The organism is Pseudomonas sp. NPDC087342, from assembly GCF_044744265.1.
In the GTDB taxonomy this organism is placed as follows: Bacteria; Pseudomonadota; Gammaproteobacteria; order Pseudomonadales; family Pseudomonadaceae; genus Aquipseudomonas; species Aquipseudomonas nunensis.
In genome coordinates this window covers 1-24,728 of record NZ_JBIUXZ010000025.1, presented here as the reverse complement: position 1 = coordinate 24,728, position 24,728 = coordinate 1, and the positions used below count along the sequence as shown (strand labels likewise).

Here is a 24,728-nt window from a genome sequence, read left to right as displayed (position 1 = left end):
TCAGTTGGCGATTATTCAAGATTGCCTCGCCAGGGGCAACCCAAGGTTTGCCCGTCAGCCAAAACCTGCCATCCAGCCGACGAATGACGACATCAATTTACGAAGATTGCCCGCAAGCAAATCGCTACACTGCGCAAGTGGTGCGTGCCGGATGCACGTGCGGGTCCAATAAATAGCGGGATGCAGGAGAAATGCGTGCTCAAGAAACTGGGAATTAAAGGCCGCGTGCTGTTGCTGACCTTGCTTCCGACCAGCCTGATGGCGTTGGTCCTGGGCGGCTATTTCACCTGGATGCAGCAATCGGACCTGCAAGCCCAACTCATGCAGCGCGGCGAAATGATCGCCGAACAGCTCGCACCGCTGGTGGCCCCGGCCATGGGCCACAAGAACACCGAGCTGCTGGAGCGCATCGCCACCCAGTCGCTGGAACAGACCGACGTGCGCGCCGTGACCTTCCTTGCCCCCGACCGCACGCCTCTCGCCCACGCCGGCCCGACCATGCTCAACGCGGCGCCGATCGGCAACAGCTCGCAGATGCTGCGGCGCAGCGGCAATGACGCGACTCGCTACTTGCTGCCGGTGTTCGGCAAGCACCGCAACATGGCCGGTGACCTGATTCCCGATGAAGCCGACCGCCTGCTCGGCTGGGTTGAAATCGAACTGTCCCACAACGGCATGCTGCTGCGCGGTTACCGCAGCCTGTTCGCCAGCCTGCTGCTGATTTTCGCGGGACTCGCCGGCGCGGCGCTGCTGGCGTTGCGCATGGGTCGCACGATCAACCGGCCGATCAGCCAGATCAAACTGGCGGTGGCGCAACTCAAGGACGGTCATCTGGAAACCCGCCTGCCGCCCCTCGGCAGTCAGGAACTGGATGAGCTGGCGTCCGGCATCAACCGCATGGCCGGTACGTTGCAGAATGCTCAGGAAGAACTGCAACACAGCGTCGATCAAGCCACCGAAGACGTGCGCCAGAACCTCGAAACCATCGAGATCCAGAACATCGAGCTGGACCTGGCACGCAAGGAAGCCCTGGAAGCGAGCCGGATCAAATCCGAATTCCTGGCCAACATGAGCCATGAAATCCGCACGCCGCTCAACGGCATCCTCGGCTTCACCCATCTGCTGCAAAAAAGCGAGCTGACCCCGCGCCAGCTCGACTACCTGGGCACCATCGAAAAATCCGCCGACAGCCTGCTGGGGATCATCAACGAGATCCTCGACTTCTCGAAAATCGAGGCCGGCAAACTGGTGCTCGACAACATTCCATTCAACCTGCGCGACTTGCTGCAGGACACCCTGACCATCCTCGCCCCAGCCGCCCACGCCAAACAGCTGGAACTGGTGAGCCTGGTCTATCGCGACACGCCGTTGTCGCTGGTCGGTGATCCGCTGCGACTCAAGCAGATCCTGACCAACCTGGTCAGCAACGCGATCAAGTTCACCCGCGAAGGCACTATCGTCGCCCGGGCCATGCTCGAAGAAGAGCACGAAGACAGCGTGCAGTTGCGCATCAGCATTCAGGACACCGGCATCGGTCTGTCGAGCCAGGACGTGCGCGCACTGTTCCAGGCCTTCAGCCAGGCCGATAACTCGCTGTCGCGCCAACCCGGCGGCACCGGTCTGGGTCTGGTGATTTCCAAGCGATTGATCGAGCAGATGGGCGGCGAGATTGGCGTCGACAGCACGCCGGGGGAAGGTTCGGAATTCTGGATCAGCCTGAGCCTGCCGAAAACCCGCGACGATGCCGAGGACCTGCCCGGCCCACCGTTGCTGGGGCGTCGGGTGGCGGTGCTGGAAAACCACGAACTGGCGCGTCAGGCCTTGCAGCATCAACTGGAAGATTGCGGCCTGGAAGTCACGCCGTTCAACACCCTGGAAAGCCTGACCAATGGGGTCACCGGTGCGCATCAGACCGAGCAGGCAATCGATCTGGCGGTGCTCGGCATCACCAGCAACGACATGCCACCGGAGCGCCTCAACCAGCACATCTGGGACCTCGAACACCTGGGCTGCAAAGTCCTGGTGCTGTGCCCGACCACCGAACAGACGCTGTTCCATCTCTCGGTGCCTAATCCGCACAGTCAGCTGCAAGCCAAACCGGCCTGCACGCGCAAATTGCGCCGGGCCTTGTCCGATCTGGTCAACCCGCGCCAGCAGCGCAGCGAACCCGGCGAACCGGTGTCGAGCCGTGCGCCGAAGGTACTTTGCGTCGACGACAACCCGGCCAACCTGTTGCTGGTGCAAACCTTGCTCGAAGACATGGGCGCCAAGGTTCTCGCGGTCGAAAGCGGTTACGCCGCCGTCAAAGCGGTGCAGAACGAAACCTTCGATCTGGTGCTGATGGACGTGCAAATGCCCGGCATGGACGGGCGTCAAAGCACCGAAGCGATTCGTCAGTGGGAAAGTGAGCGGCATTGCACGCCGCTGCCGATCGTGGCCCTGACCGCCCACGCGATGGCCAACGAAAAACGTGCGCTGTTGCAAAGCGGCATGGACGATTACCTGACCAAACCCATCAGCGAACGGCAACTGGCCCAAGTGGTGTTGAAGTGGACCGGCCTGGCCCTGCGCAATCAGGTGCCGGAGCGCTCCAGCGAAAGCCATGGCGGCAGCGATTTGCTGGTGCTCGATCACGAAGAAGGTTTGCGTCTGGCCGCGGGCAAAGCCGATCTGGCGGCGGACATGCTGGCGATGCTGTTGGCCTCACTGGAGGCCGACCGCGAGGCGATTCGCGTTGCCCGGGAAGCCAACGACCAGAATGCCCTGATCGAGCGGGTCCATCGCCTGCACGGCGCCACGCGTTATTGCGGCGTCCCGCAACTGCGCGCAGCCTGCCAGCGCAGTGAAACCCTGCTCAAGCAACAAGACCCGAAAGCCGCGGCGGCCCTTGAAGAACTGGAGCGCTCGATCAATCGCCTGGCCGCTCAGGCGCGTATCAGCGCCTGACCCAGAGCAATAACATCCGTCGCCCCAAGCGCCACAATACAAAGGCTCTTCAAGGAGAACAGGATGATGCGCACGATTCTTTTCAGCAGCCAGACCTACGACCGCGACAGCTTTCTCGCCGCGGACTTGCCCGCCGACATCGAGTTGCAGTTTCAAGCGGCGCGCCTGAGCCTCGACACCGTGGCACTTGCCGAGCATCACGAAGTGGTGTGCGCCTTCATCAATGATGACCTCAGCGCGCCGGTGCTCGAACACTTGGCTGCCGGCGGCACACGCCTGATTGCCCTGCGTTCGGCCGGTTACAACCATGTCGACCTGATCGCGGCGAAACGCCTGGGCCTGTCCATCGTGCGCGTGCCGGCCTACTCGCCCCACGCCGTGGCCGAGCACGCGGTGGCGCTGATCCTGGCACTTAATCGGCGCCTGCACCGCGCCTACAACCGCACCCGCGAAGGGGATTTCAGCCTGCACGGGCTGACCGGTTTCGATCTGGTGGGCAAGACCGTCGGAGTGGTCGGCACCGGGCAGATCGGCGCGACCTTCGCAAAAATCATGAACGGATTTGGCTGCAAGCTATTGGCCTACGACCCCTACCCCAATCCCCAGGTCGAAGCCCTCGGTGCGCGCTTTTTGAGTTTGCCGCAGCTGCTGGCCGAGTCGCAGATCATCAGCCTGCATTGCCCGCTGAATGAGCAGAGCAAACACCTGATCAACCGTCAGTCACTGGCGCACATGCAACCGGGGGCGATGCTGATCAACACCGGGCGCGGTGGCCTGGTCGACACTCCGGCGCTGATCGACGCATTGAAGGACGGCCAATTGGGCTATCTGGGTCTGGATGTGTATGAAGAGGAGGCGCAGCTGTTTTTCGAGGATCGTTCGGACCTGCCGCTGCAAGACGATGTGCTGGCTCGGCTGCTGACGTTCCCCAACGTGATCATCACCGCGCACCAGGCCTTCCTGACCCGCGAAGCCCTGGGCGCGATTGCCGCGACTACGTTGCAGAACATTGCAGCGTGGGCGACCGGTGCGCCGCAGAATCAGGTTGAAGGCTGATCAACCTCAGGGTTTGGGGCTGATCGAGGACGCCAGGATCAACAGTGCCAGCCAGCCGAAACCGATCAGGCGCTGTTGCAGGGAATGTCCAGGACGCAGCAGAAACCAGACGAAAAACGCTGGCAGTAAAAATGCCATGATTTTCAGCCAACCTTCCACTGGGCGCGCCGTGTCTGTCCACGCATCGGTCGCCGGCACATTCACCGGCGCTCCCCGGCGTCGGTGCCGGGAAACGGGCGCAGCCGGAATTTCGGGGGTTGGCTCGACTTGCGGTTCTGGTTCGGGATCGACGGTCGACACTTCAGGCACCTGCTCATCCCGCGGCCGATGCCCGAAGGAGATCGGTGCAGCCTGGGAGGAAGTCGCTCGCCTTGCCGCGACCGGCGCGCCGCAGTGAATGCACGAAATCACTTCAGAGCTGATGCTCTGTTTGCATTCAAAACATTCGGTCAGGGCCATTTCCATTCCTTAGAGGTGCAAAAGCGGCAGTGTGCCATGAGTGGGTGGATGATTTGAACCTGATCGAAGGTCACATGCCCGCGCCATGCTGCGTTGATGCCCGTGCTAGCATACCGCGCATATTTGGAGGACCCATGGTCGAACACGATTTCCGCTACAGCCTGATGAACCCGCAGCACACCCTGACTGAATGCCGCGCCCTGGTGCCGGGGCGTTATCAAGTCACCGGCAACGGCGGCTCGATTCGCAATAATGACGTCCTGGTGGTCACCCTCAAAGGCAGCAAGGACTTGTCCATGCGCCTGACCGTCGAAACCGTTCGCCACCTGATCAACCCACCCGGCCAATGGGTCGCGGTGGCCAGTGGTCCGGTGTTCGGCGAACTGGCGATCCACACCTGGAAGGTCAACTGCGACAGCTGCGCCAAAGAACTGAGCTTCGAGTTCGCGGTCGACGCCAAGCTGGGCAACAAGGCCGAAAAGCCTGCCGCCACTGCGCGGATTGCCGAGCTGGGCTGGACCACCGCCGGCGAGAAACACCTGTGCCCGAAATGCCAGGAGCCTGCGTGATGAAACACCTTGCTCTGGCGGCCATGGTTGGCGCCAGTCTGATGGGCTGCGCCGCCGAACCGGTTCAACTGCAACAGAACCGCAGCTACATTCTGGAATGGATCGGCGAACGTCCATTGATGGATTACAGCCACCTGACCATCACCCTCGGTGACGACGGTCGCGCCTACGGCAACGGCGGCTGCAACCACTGGTTCGCGCCGTACACCCTGGACGGCGACAAGCTGACCTTCGGCAAAGTCGGCAGCACCCGCAAACTTTGCGCGCCGGCGTTGATGGAGCAGGAAAAGCGTTTCCTGCAAGCCCTGGAAAACGTCCAGCGCTGGGACATCTCCCCGATCGACCAGATGCGCTTCTGGCCAGCCGAAGGCAAGCCGTTGCGTTGGTGGCTTGAAGAGGGTTGATTGACGCGCCGCAGCCCTTGTAGCAGCTGCCGAGGTACGAGGCTGCGTTCGGCTGCGGAGCAGTCGTAAACCCTGAGCATGCGGTCTTTCTGTAAGACCGCATGCGCTGACTTCACGACGGCTTCGCAGCCGAACGCAGGCTTCGCCAGCTGCTACAGATCGTGTATCTGCTCAATTCGTGGCTTTCAACTCTTCCAGCTTCGCCATCACCCCCGCCGCTGTCTGCTCGCCCATCAACTGCTCCCGCACTTTGCCCTTGTTATCGATGATGTAGGTCACCGGTAACGCTTCACTGCGCGGCAAATCAAACAGCTCGGCCGGATCCTGCGCCAGCACGGTGAACTTGATCCCCAGTTTCTCGCTGGCGCTTTTCAGCTCTTCACCCTGCACATTGTCGAAGTTGACCCCGAACACCCCGATCTTCTTGGCCTTGAGTTCTTCGGCCAGGGTATTCAACTGCGGGATCTCCGTTCGACACGGGCCGCACCACTCAGCCCAGTAATTAAGCACGACCCACTGTTTATCGAGACGCCCGGCCGACACTTTGTGGCCATCCTGATCGATGCCATAGTCGTTGCCGCAGCCCCCCAGCATCAGCGCCCCGATGATCGCCAATGCCGCCGCCAATCGCCTTGTCATGTCATGTTCCTTGTTCAAAATTGAATGCGCCTGCGACCCATCGCCTCCCGAGGTTCTGGATTGGGCGCTGCACAGTTAGAATAGCCGTCACCTTACGCAAGATGCGACCCGCACATGACCGATCTGACGCTTTATCACAACCCGCGCTGCTCGAAATCCCGCGGTGCGCTCGAACTGCTCGAAGCCCGTGGCCTGACCCCGACCGTGGTCCGCTACCTCGAAACGCCACTGGACGCCGCGCAACTCCAGGGCCTGCTGAAAAAGCTCGGCATCAATGCCCGGCAATTGCTGCGCACCGGTGAGGACGAATACAAAACCCTCAACCTGGCCGACGCCACCCTCAGCGAGGCGCAATTGATCGCGGCCATCGCGGCGCACCCGAAACTCATGGAGCGGCCGATCCTGAAAGTCGGCGATAAAGCCGTCATCGGCCGTCCGCCGGAGAAAGTGCTGGAGCTGTTGCCGTGAGCGCGCCGTACATTCTGGTTCTGTATTACAGCCGCAGCGGCTCGACCAATGAAATGGCCCGGCAGATTGCCCGGGGTGTCGAGCAGTCGGGAATGGAGGCGCGTTTGCGCACCGTGCCGGCGATCTCCACCGAGTGCGAAGCGGTGTCGCCGGACATCCCGGACGAAGGCGCGCTGTACGCCAGCCTCGACGACCTGAAGAACTGTTCAGGCCTGGCCCTCGGTAGCCCGACTCGCTTCGGCAACATGGCGGCGCCGCTCAAGTACTTCCTCGACGGCACCAGCAACCTGTGGCTGACCGGCGCCCTCGTCGGCAAACCGGCCGGCGTCTTCACCTCCACCGCCAGCCTGCACGGCGGCCAGGAAACCACTCTGCTGTCGATGATGTTGCCGTTGCTGCACCACGGCATGTTGATCACTGGCCTGCCTTACAGCGAGTCGGCGTTGCTGGAAACCCGTGGCGGCGGCACGCCGTACGGCGCCAGCCATCACGCCGGGGCCGATGGCAAACAGGGTTTGAACGAGCATGAAGTCGCGCTGTGCCGGGCCTTGGGTCTGCGCCTGGGCAAGACCGCGCAGAAGCTGGAGGGCTGATATGGCGAAGAAGCCGAAGATTCTGCCTTCGATCGAATGGCTCGAACCGCGCGTCAAGGCAATGCGAGCGGTCAGCCTGTTGTGCTATTTCGGTTTGGTGGGGTTGCTGTGCGCCTACTACCTGCTGGTCGCCGACCTGCATGGCGCGCGGCCGTGGGTGATTTTGCTGATCGAACTGGTGCCGCTGCTGTTGCTCGCACCGGGGATGATTGTCGGCAGTGCGCGCGGGCATTCGTGGATGTGTTTTGTGGTGAATTTGTATTTCATCAAGGGCGCGCTGGCCGCGTATGACCCGAACCGGCAGCTGTTCGGGTTGCTGGAAATGGGCGCGAGCCTGGCGGTGTTTTGCTCGGCGTTGCTGTATGTGCGGTGGCGGTTTCAGTTGAATCGCAAGTTGGCGGGTGAAGGCGAGATTTCGGTCGCCTGATCTGACGCCTTCGCGGGCAAGCCTCGCTCCTACATTGGGTCTTCAGTGGACACATTATTTGTGAACACCACAGATCCCCTGTGGGAGCGGGCTTGCTCGCGAAGGGCGCGACCCGGTCTCAATGATTCACTGTATACGCCAGCATCATCGAAATCTGGCTCATCGCCCGCCCGCCACTCTGTTCATGCCACTGGTTGAACACATCCTGCACCAACGCCAGGTCCCGCTGGCTGGTCGGCACCTTGTCGACGATCTTCTGTGCATTCAACCCCGCGACCACGTCGTAGCTCGGCACGAACGTGTCCTTGCCGACCATGCGCAGGAAGCGCGGCGCCGACAGCCCGCCCAGTTGATGACCGCGTTTTTTCAGGAAGGTCCACAAACCGACGATGTCGGTTACCGGCCACTCGGCGATCAGTTCGCCAAAGCTGCCTTTTTCATGGGCCACATCCAGAATGAACTGCGCATTGCGCGGCACGCTCTTGAGCTTGCCCAGGTGGCGAATGATCCGCGCGTCCTGCATCAGGCGCTCGAGGTGCTCGGCGCTCATCAGCACGACTTTTTCCGGGTCGAACTTGAAGAACACCTCTTCGAAGGACGGCCACTTGGCGTCCACCAGGCTGTGCTTTAGCCCGGCGCGAAACACCCGCAGCGCCATGGTCGAGAGGTAACGGTCATCGCTGATCTTGCGCAATTGTGCCGGGGTCTTGGGAACCGGCAGATGGGCTTCCAGTTCAGCCGCCGAACCGAAACGGTTCAGACAGTACTCGTGTAGCCACTTGTAATCGCGCATGCCCTCTCCTGAGGATTGAAATACATAACCTGTGGGAGCGGCTGTGGCGAGGGGGCTTGCCCCCGTTGGGCTGCGAAGCGGCCCCAAAATCGCCGGCATGCTGGAGATTTTGTGAGTGCTACGCACTCAAACGGGGGCAAGCCCCCTCACCACAGGCTCACTCCCACATGGGGTTGTTCAGAGATTGACGACATTGACGAAGCGCGAGGCCGCGGTTTCGTCGATCTTCAAACTGGTGAAGTCAAACAGGTTGCGGTCCGCCAGTTGCGACGGCTGCACATTTTGCAGACTGCGGAAAATGCTTTCGGTTCGGCCCGGGGTCTTGCGCTCCCACTCTTGCAGCATGTCCTTGACCACCTGGCGTTGCAGGTTTTCCTGGGAGCCGCAGAGGTTGCACGGGATGATCGGGAATTGCTTGAAGTCCGAGTAGGCCTGAATGTCTTTCTCGTTGCAGTAGGCCAACGGGCGGATCACCACGTTGCGCCCATCGTCGGCACGCAGTTTCGGCGGCATGGCCTTGAGCGTGCCGTTGAAGAACATGTTGAGGAAAAACGTCTCGACGATGTCATCGCGGTGATGACCGAGGGCCATCTTGGTCGCGCCAATTTCATCGGCGAAGGTGTACAGCGTGCCGCGACGCAGGCGCGAGCACAGCGAGCAGGTGGTCTTGCCTTCCGGGATCAGTTCCTTGACCACCGAGTAAGTGTCTTTCTCGACGATGTGGTACTCGACGCCCAGTGCTTTCAGGTACGCCGGCAGTACGTGCTCGGGAAAACCCGGCTGCTTCTGGTCCATGTTCACGGCCACGATATCGAACTTGATCGGGGCGACCTTCTGAAAGTGCATCAGCACGTCGAGCAGGGTGTAACTGTCCTTGCCACCGGACAGGCAGACCATGACCTTGTCGCCGTCTTCAATCATGTTGAAATCGGCAACAGCCTCACCGGCCTGGCGGCGAAGGCGCTTTTGCAGTTTGTTCTGGTTGACCGTGAGAGTGCCCATGACGCGAATCCGTGAGGTGTGACGAAAGGCCGGCATTTTACGCAAAAATACATCATGGGCGAAGTGCCTGCCGATTGCCGCCTCTCTGTGAACCAACGCGCTCTTTGTAGCAGCTGGCGAAGCCTGCGTTCGGCGACGAAGTCGTCGCTAATCCGGTATACGCGATTCGTCTGATACACCGAGGTGGCTGGTTTTACGACGACTTCGTCGCCGAACGCAGGCTTCGCCAGCTGCTACGGGTCCCTTGGCTTGCAAATGAACAGACCCGCACGCGATTAGCAGGGTTGTTTACAGCGCGATTTGCTCTAACGCCCTGCAACCTGCGCCGTTAAGACCTTTCTATACTGCGACATAAGGTCGCACACATATCCAGACCTTTACTTACTTGGCCACTTTGGCCCGTAGGCGCTCCGCTGGGGGGCGATGGTAATAACAAGAGGAGTGACTGGCATGATCCATCACGTAGTGGGGCTCTTCACCCACCCCGACCAGGAATGGAAAGAAATCCGTGGCGACCAGGAGGAAAGCATCAGCCACATGTACCTCACCCACACGCTGATCCTGGCGGCGATCCCGGCTGTGTCCGCGTTTATCGGCACCACCCAGGTCGGCTGGGTCATTGGCAGTCGGGCGCCGGTGATGCTGACCACAGAAAGCGCGCTATGGATGACGATCATGTCGTACGTGGCGATGCTTGGCGGCGTGGCCGTGATGGGCGCCTTCATCCACTGGATGGCCCGTACTTATGACGCCAACCCGAGCCTGGCCCGTTGCGTCGCATTTGCCACTTACACCGCGACACCGCTGTTCGTCGGCGGTCTGGCGGCGTTGTATCCACATATGTGGCTGGGGATGATCGTTGGCACCGCCGCGATCTGCTACACGGTGTACCTGCTGTATGTGGGGTTGCCGACTTTCATGAACATTCCATCTGACGAGGGATTCCTGTTTTCAAGTTCGGTGCTCGCCGTCGGGCTGGTGGTGCTGGTGGCGATCATGGCGTTTACCGTTATTGTCTGGGGACTCGGCGTGGGGCCGGTCTATACGAACTAGTCTTTTCACAGAACAAGATCTGCCAACACAGGCCGCCGCAAGGCGGCCTTCTAATGTGCGGCGACGACCATTCGGCGCCTCACTGATTCGCAAGTCCCGGGGGTTGCGGCATACTCGACATCTCTGGAGATCCATCAAGCATGCCCGAGCAACTCAATACCCGCGTCGAAGACTGTTTCCAACAAGCCGAATCCTTTTTCAAACGACCTTTCAAACGCCCCGTGGTGAGCCTCAAGCTGCGCGGGCAAAAAGCCGGTGTCGCGCATTTGCACGAGAACCTGCTGCGCTTCAACCCGCAGCTGTACCGGGAAAACACCGAAGACTTCCTCAAGCAGACCGTAGCCCACGAAGTCGCGCACCTGATCGCCCATCAACTGTTTGGCGACAGCATTCAGCCCCACGGCGAAGAGTGGCAGTTGATCATGCGCGGCGTGTACGAACTGCCGCCCAACCGCTGCCACACCTACGACGTCAAACGCCGTAGCGTGACCCGCTACATCTACAAATGCCCGTGCGCCGACAGCGATTTCCCGTTCTCGGCGCAGCGGCATAGTCTGGTGCGGCAGGGGCGGCGGTATTTGTGCCGGCGGTGCCGGAGCACGTTGGTGTTTAGTGGGGAGATGCGGGTCGAATAAGTCGGATTTGTGGTGTTTGATCTGGCCCCTTCGCGGGCAAGCCTCGCTCCTACAAGGTTTGCGCCGATCCGAATGCGCCGGACCAGGCGCTACACAACCACCTTGGCACGCCGCAATTCCTCGATCCGCTGCGCACTAAACCCCAACTCCCCCAACACCTGATCCGTATGCTCGCCCACCGCTGCCCCAATAAACCGCGGCTCGGGCAACCCCTCGGAAAATTTCAACGGACACGCCATCTGCGCTTGATTCGTCCCGTCACCGCGAGGCACCTCAGTCACCACGCCCCGCGCCTTTAACTGCGGATGCCGCACCGCCTCGCCCAAACTCAACACCGGCTCGACACACGCATCGACCCCGGCAAACAACTCGCACAGTTCGGCAAAGTCGTGCTTTTCGAATTCCATCTTCAACTCATTCTTCAGCGCCTGTTGCTGCTCGGGTTTGGGCGACAGGCCTTGGGCCGCCAGTTCCGGGCGCCCCAGCGCCGAACACAGTTGCTGCATGAAGGCCGGTTCCAGGCTGCCCACCGATAACCAGCGTCCATCCCGCGAACGGTAATAGTCGTAGAAGCTGCCGCCGTTGAGCATCTGCTCTTCGCGTCCCGGCTCCACGCCGCAGGCCAGGTATCCGGCGCCAGCCATGGCGTTGAGGCTGAAGGCGCAGTCGGTCATGCTCACGTCGATGTGCTGGCCCTGCCCCGTTTGCTGCCGGGCGATCACCGCTGCCAGCAGGCCGATTACCCCATGCAACGAACCACCGGCGATATCCGCCACCTGCATGCCCAACGGCACCGGACCGCTGTCGGCGCGGCCGGTGTAACTCGACAGCCCCGCCAGCGCCAGGTAGTTGAGGTCGTGGCCGGCGCGGTCCTTGTAGGGGCCGGTCTGGCCGTAGCCGGTGATCGAGACGTAAATCAGTTTCGGATTGATCGCCTTCAGCGCTTCATAACCCAGGCCCAGGCGCTCCATCACGCCGGGGCGGAACTGCTCCAGCACGATGTCGTGGTCCTGCAGCAGTTGCTTGATCACCGCCAGCGCCTCGGGCTGCTTGAGGTCCAGGGCGAGGCTGCGCTTGTTGCGGTTGAGGTAAGCGTGGCTGGCGGAGACACCTTGATCGTGGGGCGGCAGCACACGCAGCAGGTCCATGCGAGTGGGCGATTCGATGCGCAATACTTGGGCGCCCATGTCCGCCAGCAACAAGGAGGCGAACGGCCCCGGCAGCAGTGTCGAGAAATCCAGAATCTTGAGTGATGCCAGTGGACCAAGCATGGGAATACTCCGTGAGCGATGCCCCCAGACTAGGCAGCCGAGGGCATTGTCGCAATCACCTGATGGGTCAGCAAAAATGACCGTTTCGCTCAAACTGCAGGCATTAAAAAACCCGCCGAAGCGGGTTTTTCATTGCAGCGTGTCTTATTTGACGTTGCTTGGGGTTGGGCCTTCGGCCACGCCCAGGTCGTCTTCTACGCGCTCGTCGGAGATGCCACGACCGCCAGAAGCCAGCTCGGCTTGCATCACGTCGGTGTCCAGTTCCTTGACCCACTTGGCCACGACCAGGGTCGCAACAGCGTTACCGACCAGGTTGGTCAGTGCGCGGGCTTCGGACATGAAGCGGTCGATGCCGAGGATCAGCGCCAGACCGGCAACCGGCAAGTGGCCTACAGCCGACAGGGTCGCAGCCAGTACGATGAAGCCCGAACCGGTCACGCCGGCAGCGCCTTTGGAGGACAGCAGCAACACCACCAGCAAGGTGATCTGGTGCGTGATGTCCATGTGGGTGTCGGTCGCCTGAGCGATGAACACGGCCGCCATGGTCAGGTAGATCGCGGTACCGTCGAGGTTGAACGAGTAACCGGTTGGAATCACCAGGCCTACGACAGATTTCTGTGCACCCAGGCGCTCCATTTTGATCAGCATGCGTGGCAGTACCGATTCCGAAGAAGAAGTACCCAGCACGATCAGCAGTTCTTCACGGATGTAGCGAATCACTTTCAGCACGCTGAAGCCGTGAGCGCGAGCGATACCGCCCAGCACGATCAGGATGAACAGCAGGCAAGTGATGTAGAAGCACGCCATCAACTGACCGAGTTGCACCAGCGAACCGACACCGTAGGCACCGATGGTGAACGCCATGGCACCGAAGGCGCCGATAGGAGCGAGCTTCATGATCATGTTGATGATGTTGAACATCACGTGAGCGAAGCGATCGATGAAGTCCAGGATCGGCTTGCCGTAGGCACCCAGGCGATGCAGGGCGAAACCGAAGATCACCGAGAACATCAATACTTGCAGGATATCGCCAGTGGCGAACGCGCCGAAGATGGTGTTCGGGATCACGTTCAGCAGGAAGCCAACGACGCTTTGATCAGCACCGGCGGCGACGTATTGAGCGACTTTGGAGGCATCCAGCGTGGTCACGTCGATGTGCATGCCGGCACCCGGCTGGACGATGTTGACCACCACCAGGCCGACCAGCAGTGCGATGGTCGAAACGATTTCGAAGTACAGCAGCGCGTAACCGCCGGTCTTGCCGACCGATTTCATGCTCTGCATGCCCGCGATACCGCTGACGACGGTGCAGAAGATGATCGGGGCGATGATCATTTTGATCAGTTTGATGAACCCGTCACCCAGCGGCTTGAGGGCCACACCGGTCTGCGGATAGAAGTGACCGATCAGGATACCGATGATGATGGCAACGATTACCTGGAAATACAGGGATTTGTACAGTGGCTGACGAGTCGTCATTGCAAAGTTCCTCAAGAGTGCCCCATCACAACATCCATCTGTTGCCCGTGACACTTCATTTGCGAACCCTCCTGCACTGGAGGGATTTGTTTTGTCGAGCTGCGCAACGGCAGGCATCTGCTCGTTGTATCGCAAAGCCCGTGCCACCTTCGCCGAATTCCCTGCAAGCCTTTTGACATCAAGGGCTGCAGGGTTTTCTTTGTCACCGATCGGTTACGCCAATGTGGCGGATTTCCGCCTATCGCCCCGACCTCGTCCTACAATATGGCGGATATCCGCCTTGTTCATCGCCAAGTGCTGCGGCTACCATCGGCCGCTTAATGGATGGACCTGCCTGTTATGCGCGAACGCACCATCGCCAGTCATTTCGCCCGTGCCGCCCTCGGTGGCGCGCGTCGGCGTGGCTATGATTATTCCGGCCTGTTGTTACAACTGGGGATCAGCCCCGAGTTGCTCGACGAGCCGCGGGCACGCATCGCGCCGGAGCAGTTCACCCGCCTGATCCAGGGCCTGTGGCTGGCGCTGGACGACGAATACCTGGGCTTCGGCCAGTCATCGAGCAAAACCGGCAGTTTCGCCATGATGTGCCATGCCATCATCCATTGCCGCAGCCTGGAGAAAGCACTGCATCGCGGCTTATTGTTTTATAGCCTATTCCCCGAGGCTCCGCGCCTGACCCTGAGCCGCGAAGGCGAAATGATCCGCTTGAGCCTCGACGATTCGCAGTTGTGGGACCCGGATCACTTTCTCAGTGAATGCCTGCTGGTGATCTGGCATCGACTCGGCAGTTGGCTGATCGGCCAGCGCATCCGTTTGGAGGAGGCCACGTTCAGCTACCCGAGACCCGATCACGGCGCCGAATACGATCTGCTGTTTCCCTGCCCACAGGCGTTTTCGACGGCCCAGAGCAGCCTGCTGTTTCACAGCCGCTACCTGAGCATGCCGTTGTTGCAGGACGAGCGAACCCTCAAGCATTTCCTCGAACGCTCCCCCGCCGACCTGCTGTCACGCCCGGACGACGGCGACAGTTTGAGCAGTCAGTTACGCCGTTTGCTCAGCCGCGACAGCGCGCGCTGGCCAGACCTCGAGGCCGTGGCCGCGCACCTGCACATCAGCCCGCAGACCCTGCGTCGGCATTTGCGTGAAGAAGGGTCGAGTTTTCAGGAGTTGAAGGACCAGTTGCGGCGGGATATTGCGATTTATCACCTGGGGCGGGCGGATCTGTCGTTGCAACAGATTGCCGAGCAACTGGGGTTTTCAGAGCCTTCGGCGTTTCACCGGGCGTTCAAGAAGTGGACTGGATTGACGCCGGGGGCTTATCGGGCGCAGGAGAACTGAAGGTATTTGCTGACTGGGCCGGCCTCATCGCGAGCAAGCTCGCTCCCACATTTGATCTGGGGCGTTAACACAATCGCGAGCTCACCAAAAATCCCTTGCTCGCGATGGCGTCAGCCGGCACGCCGCCGACTCAGATCAAACCGCCGGAAAATGAATCCGGAACGCCGCCCCGCCCAACGCCGAATCCCCCAGGGTCAATTTGGCGCTGTAGCTCTCGATGATGTCCTTGACCACCGCCAAGCCAATCCCCTGCCCCGGATGCTGACGATCCAAGCGTTCGCCGCGTTGCAGAATCCGCGCACGCTGGTCCGGCGGCACGCCCGGCCCGTCATCTTCCACGCACAGCTCAATTCCGCTCAGGGTTTCGCGCACGCTGATGCGCACTTCGCTCAGGCACAGGCGATACGCGTTTTCCAGCAGGTTGCCCATCATTTCCAGCAAGGCGCCCTGCTCGATCGGCACGTAACACTGCTCCGGCAAATCGAAAGCCACCCGCACGCGCTTGTCGCGGTAGACCTTGTCCAGCGTGTCGCACAGGCTTTGCAGCACCGGGCGCAGGCGCACCTGATGGCGCACCAAACCACTTTTGCGCAGGCTCGCGCGTTGCAGTTGATAGCTGATCTGCTGGCTCATGCGTTCGATCTGCGATTGCAGCACCCACGCCTGATCTCGATCCTCGGGCCGCTGGGCCATGTCTTCGCTGACGCTTTGCAACACGGTCAACGGGGTTTTCAGGCTGTGGGCCAGGTCGTCGAGGGAGTCGCGGTAGCGGCTGCGCTGTTCACGTTCGCTGTGCAGCAAACGGTTTAGGGAGCCGGTCAGGCGCAGCAATTCACGGGGGTGTTCTTCCGTGAGGCTCTCGCGGGTGCCGCTTTCGATCTCATCCAGTTCCTGGCTCAAGCGGCGCAACGCCTGCAAGCCCCAGGTCAGTCCGATCCACAGCAACGCCAGCAGCACCAGCAACGCGGCGCCGAAGCCGAGGTAGAGATTTTCCCGCAGGCCTTCAACGGTAACTTCGTACTCGCGCACCGGTTGCAGGGCGACGATGCTGAACGCCGCGCTTTTGCCGCCGAGCAACTTGACCTCGACGTCGTAGACGAAGAATTCCTGGCCGTTTGCTTCGCGAATCCGCGCAAATTCGTTACCGCGCCCGTCATAGCGCGGCTTGTAGTTGATGTTCTCTTCCTGGGTGGCTTTCGAACGCCAGACCAGATGCCCTTCGCGGTCGTAGATGTAGCCGAGCAAACGGCTGTCGGTCAGGTTGAATCGCTCGTCGGGCAACTGCAAAGGCATCTGCAAGCGGTTGCCTTCCACCCGCGCGGCGGAGATCAACGTGGTGACGTCCGAGGCCAGGCGTTGCTCGATGGAATCCTGCAACGCCAGGCTGAACGCGCCCTGCATCGCCGGCAGCAACGCCAGCATGAACAACACCGCCAACAGGGTGGCGGCGAGCATCAGGCGGACGCGAAGGGAACGAATCAAGTGCAGCGCTCATTGAACAGGTAACCGAGACCGCGCACGGTGTCGATCGGCTTGAACCCGGCCGGGCCTTCGAGTTTGCGGCGCAAGCGGCCGACCAGCACTTCGATCACATTCGGATCGCGCTCGTCGTCGTCAGGGTACAGCTGTTCCATCAAGCGGTCCTTGGCCACCACTTGTTGGTGATGGCGCATCAGGTACTCGAGGATCCGGTATTCGTAAGCGGTCAGCGCCAGCGGCTGGTCGTCGAGGGAGGCTTGCTTGCGATTGAGGTCGAGCAGCAGCGGCCCGGCGACAATCGTCGACTGGGTGAAGCCGCTGGAACGGCGCAGCAAGGCATTGAGCCGGGCGTCCAGCTCTTCGAACTGGAACGGCTTGACCACGTAGTCGTCGGCGCCGGCGGCCAGGCCTTCGACCTTGTCCTGCCAGTTGCCGCGCGCGGTGAGGATCAGGATCGGAAAGGTCTTGCCCCGGGAACGCAGCTGACGAATCAGGTCGAGGCCACCCATGCCCGGCAGGCCGAGGTCGATCACCGCCAGGTCATGGTTGAACTGCTCGGTCTGGTACAGCGCCTCTTCGGCATTGGCCACGGACTCGACCACGTGGCCGCTATCCGTCAGGCGGGTTTGCAGGTGATGGCGCAGCAGCGCTTCATCTTCGACGACCAGCAGTTTCATAACGCTCTCCCGGGCAAAACAACATCTCCAGAGGCATGTGCAGATGCCTCGAGGGTCAACATGGCAACGCCGGATCACCCGTTTTGGGTGACCCGGCGCAGGTCTGTCACGAACCGCTTATTAAAAAGCGTAGTTGGCAGACAGGTACGTCTGGGCGCTGCTGTTCAAGGCCAGCGACCCTTGTTTGCTACCACCGCGCTCGCTCATCTCGGTGCTGGCATTGCTGCGCAGGTAACGGTAACCCAGCTCGACCGAGGTGTTCTGGGAAACTTGCTGCAACACACCGACCTGGCCGCCGAGGGCGTAACCGATGTCGCTGTCGCGGCTGAAGCCTGGGGACTCTTGAGTCATCTTGGTGATACCGGCCGTGGCACCGCCGAACAATTTAGTGCTGCCGCCCACCGGGTAAAACAGATCGTAGCTGCCCAGCAGGTTTTCCTGACGCAGTTTAATGCCATTGTGCGAGCCCGACACGTTGTCGTAAGTGGCGTAGTAACGGCCCTGGCTGTTCTGCTGGCCCAGACGCACACCCCAGGTGGTGTCCTTGCCGATCACGCCGTCGGCGTTCGGGTTGTTGAGGTTGTCGTTCAAGGCGTGGGATTTTTTGACCTTGTCGCTGGTTTGGCCGAGCGTCAGGCCGGCGAAGGTTTCGTCGGTGGCGTGGGCAGCGGCGCTGGCGCTCAAAACGGTGAAAGCCAGAAGCAGTTTTTTCAATCCAGTCATAGGAAGTTTCCTTATGCGCTATCGCTTTTTGGGTACGGGGCAAGGTTACTGACCCAGCCCTGAACTCCCCCTGAACGCACTCTGAACCTAAGCTGAATCAAATCGACTAGGCTGATTTGACGACTTTCTTTGCAGGAGATCCGACCATGCGCATGTTCCTCGCCCTTGTCTTGCTGGCCTTGAGCGGGCTGACCCAGGCTGCGATCAAGACCCAGGAAATCCCTTACCAGAGCACCGACGGGACGAAAATGATCGGCTACTACGCCTACGACGACGCCATTAAAGGCCCGCGTCCGGGCGTGGTGGTGGTGCATGAATTCTGGGGCCTTAACGATTACGCCAAGCGCCGTGCCCGGGATCTGGCCGGGTTGGGTTACAGCGCGCTGGCCATCGACATGTATGGCGGCGGCAAGAACACCGAGCATCCCAAGGACGCCATGGCGTTCATGCAAGAAGCGCTGAAGGACAGCGCGGTGGCCAGCGCACGCTTCCAGGCAGGGCTCGATCTGTTGAAGCAACAGCCGCAGACCGACCCGGACAAACTCGCGGCCATCGGTTATTGCTTCGGCGGTGGCGTGGTGCTGAATGCGGCGCGTCAGGGCTTGCCGTTGAAAGGCGTGGTGAGTTTCCACGGGGCGCTGGCGACCAATACGCCGGCAGCGCCGGGCAGTGTGAAAGCAAAAATCCTCGTCGAGCATGGCGCCAAGGACAGCATGATCACCCCGGACAACGTGGCGGCGTTCAAGTCGGAAATGGACAAGGCTGGCGCGGACTATAAGTTTGTCAGCCTGAAGGACGCCAAGCATGGGTTCAGCAATCCGGATGCGGATCGGTTGGGCCATGGCGATCATGGCGGGCCGGATATTGGCTACAACAAAGCGGCGGATGAGAGCTCGTGGGCGGATATGAAGGCGTTCTTCAAGAAGATCTTTGCTTGAGCGGGTAGACCGAGTAACGGCCTTCGCGGGCAAGCCTCGCTCCTACAGGATTTGTGTCGTGCCCCGATCGGGCGATCAAACCAAAACCTGTAGGAGCGAGGCTTGCCCGCGAATGGCTGCGCCACCGATCTGAACCTTTGCACTACCCAGCCCCCGGACAACCCGGCAAAATGCCTGATATGAATCCAGCCCTTCCCGCCTGTTGCACCCCACTCGAGCCTCACTGGCCGTTGCCTTTCGTGCTGCCCGATTGCGTGCTGTTGAGCACTCACTTCGACACTTCGCAACTGGCCAGCGATGACTTCCAGCGCAGCGCCATTGCGCCGCCGGCGAGCATCCAGCGGTCGGTGGCCAAGCGTCAGGCCGAGTTTCTCGCCGGGCGGGTCTGCGCCCGGGCCGCGTTGCAGCAACTGGAAGGGTTGAGTTTTATCCCGGCCATTGGCGAAGACCGTGCCCCGGTCTGGCCTGCGCACATCAGTGGTTCAATCACCCACAGCACCGGCCGCGCCGCGGCGATTGTCGCGAACAAGGCGCACTGGCGCGGGCTGGGCATGGACCTGGAAAACCTCCTCAACTTCGAACGAGCCGAACGCCTGGCCGGGGAAATCCTCACGCCGCCGGAGTTGCAGCGCATGGCCGCCGGGGCGAAAGATCAGTTGGCGTTGTTGGTGACGCTGACCTTTTCGGTGAAGGAAAGCCTGTTCAAAGCGCTGTACCCGATCGTTCAGCAGCGGTTTTATTTTGAACACGCAGAAGTGCTGGAGTGGACGGTGGGTGGTCAGGTGCGATTGCGCTTGCTGACAGACTTGTCCAGCGAGTGGCGCAACGGCACGGAGCTGGAAGCGCAGTTTGGGGTGCAGGATGGGCAGTTGTTGAGTTTGGTCAGTATCAAGGCCTGAAGATTTGTAGCGTCTGGGAGGGCCTCTTCGCGGGCAAGCCTCGCTCCTACAGGTTTCGCGTCGTGCCCGCCCCACAGGTTTCGCATCATGCCCGCCCCCGCCCTTGTAGGAGCGAGGCTTGCCCGCGAAGGCGATTGTCCAGGCACCAACGATCTCACCGCTTCTCCTGATTCCTCGGCCAACTCAAACTGAAACACGCCCCGCCCAGGCTTTTGCTCTTGCTGATCAGCGCCCGCCCGCCGTGCCAATGCACAATTCGCCGCACGATGGACAAGCCCAATCCATGCCCGCCCGAGGCGCGGGTGCGGCTGTCATCGAGGCGCAGGAACGGGGTGAAGATTTTCTCCCAGGCAATTTCCGGCACGCCCGGCCCGTCATCTTCGACGTCCACCCGACAGCGCAACTGCCCGACCTGATAACTCACGGTCACCCGCGACTGCGCATGGCGCATGGCGTTGCTGACCAGGTTCTGCAAGGCTCGGTGCAGGTAACGCGGTTCGGCTTCGACCCAGGCATCGTCGCAATCGGCGGCGGACAGGCACAACCCGCGCTGCACCGTGACTTCCGCGCGCAGCGGCGCCAGCTCCTCGATCACCTGATTGACCAGCGCATCCAGATCGACCCGCTGGAAATTCAGCGCCGGTGAGCCCTGCTCCAACCGCGCGTAGGTGAGCATCTCGTCGACCAGTTTATCGAGGTCCTCGATGTCGTGGTCCATGCCTTCGCGGTACTTTTCCAGGGCCTGGGGCGTGGTGGCCGAGCCAATCATTTCCAGACCAAAACGCAAGCGCGCCACGGGTGTGCGCAGTTCGTGGGACACCGCACGCACCAGTTCACGCTGAATTGCCAGCAACTGCTGCAAGTGCTCGGCCATGCCGTTAAACGCCGACGCCAGGCGCCCGACCGAGTCCGCGCCGCGCGCCGGCACGCGGGTTTCCAGGCTGCCCTTGGCGATGCGCGTGGCGGCGGCTTCGAGTCCGCGCAAACGGCGCTCCAGTTGCCGCACCAACAGATAGACGATCAAACCGATCAGCGTCAGCCCCAAGGCGGCGATCAGCACCAGCCACTCCGGCGGATACGGGTTCATCTGAAACAACGGGCCGATTTCCAGCACCCACGGCGTACCGACCATGCCGGCGAAGACACGGATCGAATCGCCCCCCTTGCCCAGCGCCATCACCGTATCGCCTTCGGACACCCGGCGACTCTGGTCTTCGTCCATGTCCGCCTGTTCGACCTTTACCAGTCGCAGGTCGAAACCAAACCCTTTGTCTTCCTTCAACTGCGCCAGGCGCTTGGGTTGCTCGGCCACCGGGTAGCGCACCAGTTCATCGGCCAGCAGGTAAATGGTCGCCCGGGCCAGTTGCTCGCTGATCTGCTGCACTTCGCCGGTGAGCACCAGTTGTTCCTTGTCACTGACCAAACGATAAACCTTCGCCGCATGCGGGCCGGTCTGCTCGACCAGGGCCTGGCCACGCAGCACGCGGGTGCGCTGGGTCAGGTCGAGGTCGGTCTGGGCGAAGGTTTGCAACGCTAGGGGAATCCCCAGCAGGCGCTCCCACACCAGCAAGGCGCGGTGGCGCTCGGTTTCGTTCATCGGTTGCAGGTTGTCGGCCATCAGCGAAAACGTGCCGTGGGCCAGGCGCTCGCGGTATTGCTCGCTGCGCACCTGGTTGAGCAGGTGCAGCGCCAGCACGCCGAGCACGGCCACGAGGATCAGCGCCGCGCACATGCCGCCGTAGATGCGCAGGAAGATCGAATTCACAGGGGCAGGTCTACGCAGGCTTCCGGCACGAACAGGTAGCCTTTGCTGCGCACGGTCTTGATCAGCCGTGGATGGTCCGGGTCGTCGCCGATTTTCGGCCGGATGCGCGAGATGCGCACATCGATGGAACGGTCCTGACCGTCGTAACCGATGCCGCGCAACGCGGTGAAGATTTCTTCCCGGGACAAAATGCGCCCGGCGTTGGCCACCAGCAGCCACAGCAAGTCGAACTCGGCGCTGGTCAGTTCGATACCTTGGTCATTGAGCCAGGCTTCGCGGAGCGCGTTGTCCACCACCAACGGGCCGAACTGCAAGCGCCGGAGTTTTTCCGGGGCCACTTCCGGGGTTTCGCTGCGGCGCAACAAGGCCTGGATCCGCGCCAGCAGCAAGCGTGGGCGCACCGGTTTGCACACGTAGTCGTCGGCGCCCAGGTCCAGGCCGAGGATCTGATCGGTGTCGTCGGTGCGGGCGGTGAGCATCAGGATCGGGCCGTCGTACTTGTCGCGCACCTTGCGGCAAATGCTCAAGCCATCTTCGCCGGGGAGCATCAGGTCGAGGATCACCAGGTCTGGCTGCTCCTTGATGATCCGCGCGGCGGCCAGTGCGCCGTTGCCTTCGATTGCCACGCGCAGGCCATTGGCTTCGAGGTAATCACGGGTCAGTTCGGCCAGACGCTGGTCGTCTTCGACAATCAATACCTGCCAGGCTTCTTGCTGCTCCACGGTGACCTCTGCTTGCCAACAACACTAATAAGGAAGGATCCCCCCGTCTTTTTGTAATGATTGGGGAGGATAAGAATGCGTGCGTACGGCCGATTGTATAAACGTCGCCCGGTGAGAAAACAAGTCGGCAAATGCGTTCGGACAACCCGGTTTTTTGTGATAGGGTTCGCGCCCTTAAAAATCCAAACGGCTGTTTTCAATCATTGTAAATCGATGAAAAACGGCCCGATCCAGCAGCGTCGCGGCTTACACGCTCGTTCCACCTTCCACCCACAATTTACGCACAGGGTTATCCACAGGTAGTACGTTGCAACACTCCCCAAAACGCACTATCTTGTACCCCGGCGCTAAAAAAACCCTACATGTAGGGTTTTTGATTAAAAGCCCAACCACATTTCAGACCAGAAACTCAAGCGCTTTATTGCCTGTTTACGGTTGAACCAAGCGAGATTTTCAAAGCCCAAACCGCACAAGTGGATGGCACCGTTTTTTCAGGCCAGAGCGGCCAGAACGGTACGGGTGTTGCAGTCATAACTGGCACCCAGGAAGGAACCCGGTTTCGAGCCCAGGCTCGCAACCAAGACTTCGGCAAGGAAGCTACATCATTAGCCTTTTTCCTACTGCCCAGAAGTCGTTATGCCCGATACCCGTCGGTTGTAGTGCTTCAGGACAGAACGGTGGGCACCGTGATGGTGCCCAAACAAACATAGAGAATGTGGAGACAACCCCCCATGCAAACCGACACAACTCGCGAGAACCCGCAGGGCACCTTGCCGCAGGCTGCTGATTCGTCTTCGGATCTGTCCGCCACCGCGCCTGGCCAACTGCGCGTGATCAAGCGTAACGGGACTGTCGTTCCTTACACCGATGACAAAATCACCGTCGCCATCACCAAAGCGTTTCTCGCAGTTGAGGGCGGCACCGCTGCCGCCTCGTCGCGAATCCACGACACCGTTGCCCGCCTGACCGAACAAGTCACCGCGACCTTCAAGCGTCGCATGCCTTCGGGCGGCACTATCCACATCGAAGAAATCCAGGACCAGGTCGAACTGGCCCTGATGCGTGCCGGCGAGCAGAAAGTCGCTCGCGACTACGTGATCTACCGTGACGGTCGTTCGAAACAACGCGCCGCCCACGCCCCGGCCGAAGAAGCAGTCAACGCTCACCCGTCGATCCGCATCACCCGCGCCGATGGCACCTTTGCTCCTCTGGACATGGGCCGCCTGAACACCATCGTCACCGAAGCGTGCGAAGGCCTGGAAGAAGTCGACGGCGACCTGATCCAGCGCGAAACCCTGAAAAACCTGTACGACGGCGTGGCCCTGACCGACGTCAACACCGCTCTGGTGATGACCGCCCGTACGCTGGTCGAGCGTGAGCCGAACTACTCGTTCGTCACCGCCCGCCTGCTGATGGACACCCTGCGTGCCGAAGGCCTGAGCTTCCTGGAAGTTGCCGAGAGCGCGACTCACCACGAAATGGTCGACCTGTACGCCAAGGCGCTGCCGGCCTACATCGCCAAGGGCATCGAATTCGAATTGCTGAACCCGATCCTGGCCACTTTTGACCTGGAAAAACTCGGCAAGGCGATCAACCACGAGCGCGATCAGCAGTTCACGTACCTGGGTCTGCAAACCCTGTACGACCGTTACTTCATCCACAAGGACGGTATCCGCTTCGAACTGCCGCAGATCTTCTTCATGCGCGTGGCCATGGGCCTGGCGATCGAAGAGAAGCACAAAGAAGACCGTGCGATCGAGTTCTACAACCTGCTGTCGTCCTTCGACTACATGTCGTCGACTCCGACCCTGTTCAACGCCGGTACCCTGCGTCCACAGCTGTCCAGCTGCTACCTGACCACCGTGCCGGATGACCTGTCGGGCATCTACCACGCGATCCACGACAACGCCATGTTGTCGAAATTCGCTGGCGGCCTGGGCAACGACTGGACTCCGGTTCGTGCCTTGGGTTCGTACATCAAGGGCACCAACGGCAAATCCCAGGGCGTTGTTCCGTTCCTGAAAGTGGTGAACGACACCGCTGTAGCCGTTAACCAGGGTGGCAAGCGCAAAGGCGCTGTATGTGCTTACCTGGAAACCTGGCACATGGACATCGAGGAGTTCATCGAACTGCGCAAGAACACCGGTGATGATCGTCGTCGTACCCACGACATGAACACTGCCAACTGGATCCCTGACCTGTTCATGAAGCGCGTCTTCGATGACGGCAAGTGGACCCTGTTCTCGCCGTCCGAAGTTCCGGACCTGCACGACCTGACCGGCAAGGCCTTCGAAGAGCGTTACGAGTACTACGAAGCCCTGTGATCGGCGGCCTGATCCTCGCCACCACCGCCACTTTGCTGTTCGTCCCGGTGGTGTTCAGCCTGGTTCACG

General features: G+C 60.9%; 23 protein-coding genes and 1 pseudogene. 13 read left to right on the top strand and 11 right to left on the bottom strand.

Features of this window, described 5'->3' with window-relative positions:
- Positions 1 to 195 precede the first annotated feature (195 nt).
- Together ACIOYV_RS28385 and ACIOYV_RS28380 are read left to right on the top strand one after the other, a co-directional pair.
- Positions 196 to 2,946 (top strand): response regulator, encoded by a 2,751-nt coding sequence (locus ACIOYV_RS28385; RefSeq protein WP_163912945.1) that lies wholly within the window; start codon positions 196 to 198, stop codon positions 2,944 to 2,946.
- 66 nt (positions 2,947 to 3,012) lie between these two features.
- A complete protein-coding gene (locus tag ACIOYV_RS28380) occupies positions 3,013 to 4,002 on the top strand; it encodes a 2-hydroxyacid dehydrogenase (RefSeq protein ID WP_401329099.1) in 990 nt (329 codons plus the stop codon).
- Between the two features lie 6 nt (positions 4,003 to 4,008).
- Here ACIOYV_RS28380 and ACIOYV_RS28375 read toward each other — a convergent pair whose 3' ends face one another.
- A complete protein-coding gene (locus tag ACIOYV_RS28375; RefSeq protein ID WP_401329096.1) occupies positions 4,009 to 4,461 on the bottom strand; it encodes a hypothetical protein in 453 nt (150 codons plus the stop codon).
- Positions 4,462 to 4,595: 134 nt separating this feature from the next.
- On the opposite strand from ACIOYV_RS28375, the gene ACIOYV_RS28370 reads away from it, so the two are divergent.
- Both ACIOYV_RS28370 and ACIOYV_RS28365 read left to right on the top strand, forming a co-directional pair.
- Complete coding sequence (locus ACIOYV_RS28370; protein ID WP_054054862.1) at positions 4,596 to 5,030, top strand: hypothetical protein; 435 nt, start codon at positions 4,596 to 4,598, stop codon at positions 5,028 to 5,030.
- Positions 5,030 to 5,434: an META domain-containing protein gene (locus tag ACIOYV_RS28365; RefSeq protein WP_054054860.1), complete on the top strand. Its 405-nt coding sequence runs from the start codon at positions 5,030 to 5,032 to the stop codon at positions 5,432 to 5,434. The genes ACIOYV_RS28370 and ACIOYV_RS28365 overlap by 1 nt, the downstream gene beginning before the upstream one ends.
- Before the next feature lie 171 nt (positions 5,435 to 5,605).
- Here ACIOYV_RS28365 and ACIOYV_RS28360 read toward each other — a convergent pair whose 3' ends face one another.
- Positions 5,606 to 6,073 carry a TlpA disulfide reductase family protein gene (locus ACIOYV_RS28360; protein WP_290028439.1) on the bottom strand — a complete coding sequence of 156 codons (468 nt, stop codon included), beginning with the start codon at positions 6,071 to 6,073 and terminating at the stop codon, positions 5,606 to 5,608.
- Positions 6,074 to 6,187: 114 nt separating this feature from the next.
- Between ACIOYV_RS28360 and arsC the strand changes: the two genes are divergently transcribed.
- From arsC to ACIOYV_RS28345, 3 genes are read left to right on the top strand one after another with little or no spacing between them, the layout of a single operon-like run.
- Entirely contained in the window at positions 6,188 to 6,541 is a 354-nt protein-coding gene (gene arsC / locus ACIOYV_RS28355) for an arsenate reductase (glutaredoxin) (RefSeq protein ID WP_401329091.1), read from the top strand.
- On the top strand, positions 6,538 to 7,134 hold the full coding sequence (wrbA, locus tag ACIOYV_RS28350; protein WP_265040354.1) for an NAD(P)H:quinone oxidoreductase: 597 nt from the start codon (positions 6,538 to 6,540) through the stop codon (positions 7,132 to 7,134). The genes arsC and wrbA overlap by 4 nt, the downstream gene beginning before the upstream one ends.
- A gap of 1 nt (position 7,135) precedes the next feature.
- Complete coding sequence (locus tag ACIOYV_RS28345) at positions 7,136 to 7,561, top strand: DUF2069 domain-containing protein (protein WP_054613821.1); 426 nt, start codon at positions 7,136 to 7,138, stop codon at positions 7,559 to 7,561.
- A 118-nt stretch (positions 7,562 to 7,679) separates the two neighbouring features.
- Here ACIOYV_RS28345 and ACIOYV_RS28340 read toward each other — a convergent pair whose 3' ends face one another.
- Positions 7,680 to 8,354 (bottom strand): DNA-3-methyladenine glycosylase I, encoded by a 675-nt coding sequence (locus tag ACIOYV_RS28340; RefSeq protein ID WP_054054851.1) that lies wholly within the window; start codon positions 8,352 to 8,354, stop codon positions 7,680 to 7,682.
- A gap of 177 nt (positions 8,355 to 8,531) precedes the next feature.
- Positions 8,532 to 9,356: a tRNA 2-thiocytidine(32) synthetase TtcA gene (ttcA, locus tag ACIOYV_RS28335; protein WP_163912927.1), complete on the bottom strand. Its 825-nt coding sequence runs from the start codon at positions 9,354 to 9,356 to the stop codon at positions 8,532 to 8,534.
- Positions 9,357 to 9,806: 450 nt separating this feature from the next.
- Here ttcA and ACIOYV_RS28330 point away from each other — a divergent pair, with 450 nt between their 5' ends.
- The gene (locus tag ACIOYV_RS28330) at positions 9,807 to 10,409 is read left to right on the top strand and encodes a Yip1 family protein (protein ID WP_054613819.1); all 603 of its coding nucleotides are present in this window, start codon (positions 9,807 to 9,809) and stop codon (positions 10,407 to 10,409) included.
- 140 nt (positions 10,410 to 10,549) lie between these two features.
- Entirely contained in the window at positions 10,550 to 11,044 is a 495-nt protein-coding gene (locus ACIOYV_RS28325; RefSeq protein WP_054054846.1) for a SprT family zinc-dependent metalloprotease, read from the top strand.
- 89 nt (positions 11,045 to 11,133) lie between these two features.
- Here ACIOYV_RS28325 and ACIOYV_RS28320 read toward each other — a convergent pair whose 3' ends face one another.
- Together ACIOYV_RS28320 and ACIOYV_RS28315 are read right to left on the bottom strand one after the other, a co-directional pair.
- On the bottom strand, positions 11,134 to 12,315 hold the full coding sequence (locus tag ACIOYV_RS28320) for a CaiB/BaiF CoA transferase family protein (protein ID WP_401329084.1): 1,182 nt from the start codon (positions 12,313 to 12,315) through the stop codon (positions 11,134 to 11,136).
- 144 nt (positions 12,316 to 12,459) lie between these two features.
- Positions 12,460 to 13,794 (bottom strand): dicarboxylate/amino acid:cation symporter, encoded by a 1,335-nt coding sequence (locus tag ACIOYV_RS28315; protein WP_163912923.1) that lies wholly within the window; start codon positions 13,792 to 13,794, stop codon positions 12,460 to 12,462.
- Between the two features lie 339 nt (positions 13,795 to 14,133).
- Between ACIOYV_RS28315 and ACIOYV_RS28310 the strand changes: the two genes are divergently transcribed.
- The gene (locus ACIOYV_RS28310; RefSeq protein WP_401329080.1) at positions 14,134 to 15,132 is read left to right on the top strand and encodes an AraC family transcriptional regulator; all 999 of its coding nucleotides are present in this window, start codon (positions 14,134 to 14,136) and stop codon (positions 15,130 to 15,132) included.
- A 135-nt stretch (positions 15,133 to 15,267) separates the two neighbouring features.
- Here the strand turns inward: ACIOYV_RS28310 and ACIOYV_RS28305 are convergent, their stop codons facing one another.
- The 3 genes from ACIOYV_RS28305 to ACIOYV_RS28295 all read right to left on the bottom strand — a co-directional run bounded on the left by ACIOYV_RS28305 (position 15,268) and on the right by ACIOYV_RS28295 (position 18,011).
- On the bottom strand, positions 15,268 to 16,614 hold the full coding sequence (locus tag ACIOYV_RS28305; RefSeq protein WP_054054838.1) for an ATP-binding protein: 1,347 nt from the start codon (positions 16,612 to 16,614) through the stop codon (positions 15,268 to 15,270).
- Positions 16,611 to 17,288, bottom strand: coding sequence for a response regulator (locus tag ACIOYV_RS28300; RefSeq protein WP_054054836.1), 678 nt, complete (start codon positions 17,286 to 17,288; stop codon positions 16,611 to 16,613). Before ACIOYV_RS28300 ends, ACIOYV_RS28305 begins: the two co-directional genes overlap by 4 nt.
- Before the next feature lie 120 nt (positions 17,289 to 17,408).
- Positions 17,409 to 18,011 carry a hypothetical protein gene (locus ACIOYV_RS28295; protein ID WP_401329076.1) on the bottom strand — a complete coding sequence of 201 codons (603 nt, stop codon included), beginning with the start codon at positions 18,009 to 18,011 and terminating at the stop codon, positions 17,409 to 17,411.
- A 146-nt stretch (positions 18,012 to 18,157) separates the two neighbouring features.
- On the opposite strand from ACIOYV_RS28295, the gene ACIOYV_RS28290 reads away from it, so the two are divergent.
- Together ACIOYV_RS28290 and ACIOYV_RS28285 are read left to right on the top strand one after the other, a co-directional pair.
- The gene (locus ACIOYV_RS28290) at positions 18,158 to 18,949 is read left to right on the top strand and encodes a dienelactone hydrolase family protein (RefSeq protein WP_401329073.1); all 792 of its coding nucleotides are present in this window, start codon (positions 18,158 to 18,160) and stop codon (positions 18,947 to 18,949) included.
- Positions 18,950 to 19,128: 179 nt separating this feature from the next.
- Positions 19,129 to 19,848 carry a 4'-phosphopantetheinyl transferase gene (locus tag ACIOYV_RS28285; RefSeq protein WP_401329070.1) on the top strand — a complete coding sequence of 240 codons (720 nt, stop codon included), beginning with the start codon at positions 19,129 to 19,131 and terminating at the stop codon, positions 19,846 to 19,848.
- 154 nt (positions 19,849 to 20,002) lie between these two features.
- Here the strand turns inward: ACIOYV_RS28285 and ACIOYV_RS28280 are convergent, their stop codons facing one another.
- Entirely contained in the window at positions 20,003 to 21,613 is a 1,611-nt protein-coding gene (locus ACIOYV_RS28280; protein WP_054054829.1) for an ATP-binding protein, read from the bottom strand.
- On the bottom strand, positions 21,610 to 22,335 hold the full coding sequence (locus tag ACIOYV_RS28275) for a response regulator (protein ID WP_054054827.1): 726 nt from the start codon (positions 22,333 to 22,335) through the stop codon (positions 21,610 to 21,612). Before ACIOYV_RS28275 ends, ACIOYV_RS28280 begins: the two co-directional genes overlap by 4 nt.
- A gap of 731 nt (positions 22,336 to 23,066) precedes the next feature.
- Between ACIOYV_RS28275 and ACIOYV_RS28270 the strand changes: the two are divergent.
- Positions 23,067 to 24,656: pseudogene (locus ACIOYV_RS28270) on the top strand (ATP cone domain-containing protein); the annotation flags it as partial.
- Between the last annotated feature and the right edge of the window lie 72 nt (positions 24,657 to 24,728).

What these genes read in the sequence shown, in the direction of transcription:
- ACIOYV_RS28380 (WP_401329099.1), top strand. Translation starts at nt 3,013, where the DNA reads ATGCGCACGATTCTTTTCAGCAGCCAGACCTACGACCGCGACAGCTTT.
- ACIOYV_RS28375 (WP_401329096.1), bottom strand. Translation starts at nt 4,461, where the DNA reads ATGGCCCTGACCGAATGTTTTGAATGCAAACAGAGCATCAGCTCTGAA.
- ACIOYV_RS28370 (WP_054054862.1), top strand. Translation starts at nt 4,596, where the DNA reads ATGGTCGAACACGATTTCCGCTACAGCCTGATGAACCCGCAGCACACC.
- ACIOYV_RS28365 (WP_054054860.1), top strand. Translation starts at nt 5,030, where the DNA reads ATGAAACACCTTGCTCTGGCGGCCATGGTTGGCGCCAGTCTGATGGGC.
- ACIOYV_RS28360 (WP_290028439.1), bottom strand. Translation starts at nt 6,073, where the DNA reads ATGACAAGGCGATTGGCGGCGGCATTGGCGATCATCGGGGCGCTGATG.
- arsC (WP_401329091.1), top strand. Translation starts at nt 6,188, where the DNA reads ATGACCGATCTGACGCTTTATCACAACCCGCGCTGCTCGAAATCCCGC.
- ACIOYV_RS28345 (WP_054613821.1), top strand. Translation starts at nt 7,136, where the DNA reads ATGGCGAAGAAGCCGAAGATTCTGCCTTCGATCGAATGGCTCGAACCG.
- ACIOYV_RS28340 (WP_054054851.1), bottom strand. Translation starts at nt 8,354, where the DNA reads ATGCGCGATTACAAGTGGCTACACGAGTACTGTCTGAACCGTTTCGGT.
- ttcA (WP_163912927.1), bottom strand. Translation starts at nt 9,356, where the DNA reads ATGGGCACTCTCACGGTCAACCAGAACAAACTGCAAAAGCGCCTTCGC.
- ACIOYV_RS28330 (WP_054613819.1), top strand. Translation starts at nt 9,807, where the DNA reads ATGATCCATCACGTAGTGGGGCTCTTCACCCACCCCGACCAGGAATGG.
- ACIOYV_RS28325 (WP_054054846.1), top strand. Translation starts at nt 10,550, where the DNA reads ATGCCCGAGCAACTCAATACCCGCGTCGAAGACTGTTTCCAACAAGCC.
- ACIOYV_RS28320 (WP_401329084.1), bottom strand. Translation starts at nt 12,315, where the DNA reads ATGCTTGGTCCACTGGCATCACTCAAGATTCTGGATTTCTCGACACTG.
- ACIOYV_RS28315 (WP_163912923.1), bottom strand. Translation starts at nt 13,794, where the DNA reads ATGACGACTCGTCAGCCACTGTACAAATCCCTGTATTTCCAGGTAATC.
- ACIOYV_RS28310 (WP_401329080.1), top strand. Translation starts at nt 14,134, where the DNA reads ATGCGCGAACGCACCATCGCCAGTCATTTCGCCCGTGCCGCCCTCGGT.
- ACIOYV_RS28300 (WP_054054836.1), bottom strand. Translation starts at nt 17,288, where the DNA reads ATGAAACTGCTGGTCGTCGAAGATGAAGCGCTGCTGCGCCATCACCTG.
- ACIOYV_RS28295 (WP_401329076.1), bottom strand. Translation starts at nt 18,011, where the DNA reads ATGACTGGATTGAAAAAACTGCTTCTGGCTTTCACCGTTTTGAGCGCC.
- ACIOYV_RS28290 (WP_401329073.1), top strand. Translation starts at nt 18,158, where the DNA reads ATGCGCATGTTCCTCGCCCTTGTCTTGCTGGCCTTGAGCGGGCTGACC.
- ACIOYV_RS28285 (WP_401329070.1), top strand. Translation starts at nt 19,129, where the DNA reads ATGAATCCAGCCCTTCCCGCCTGTTGCACCCCACTCGAGCCTCACTGG.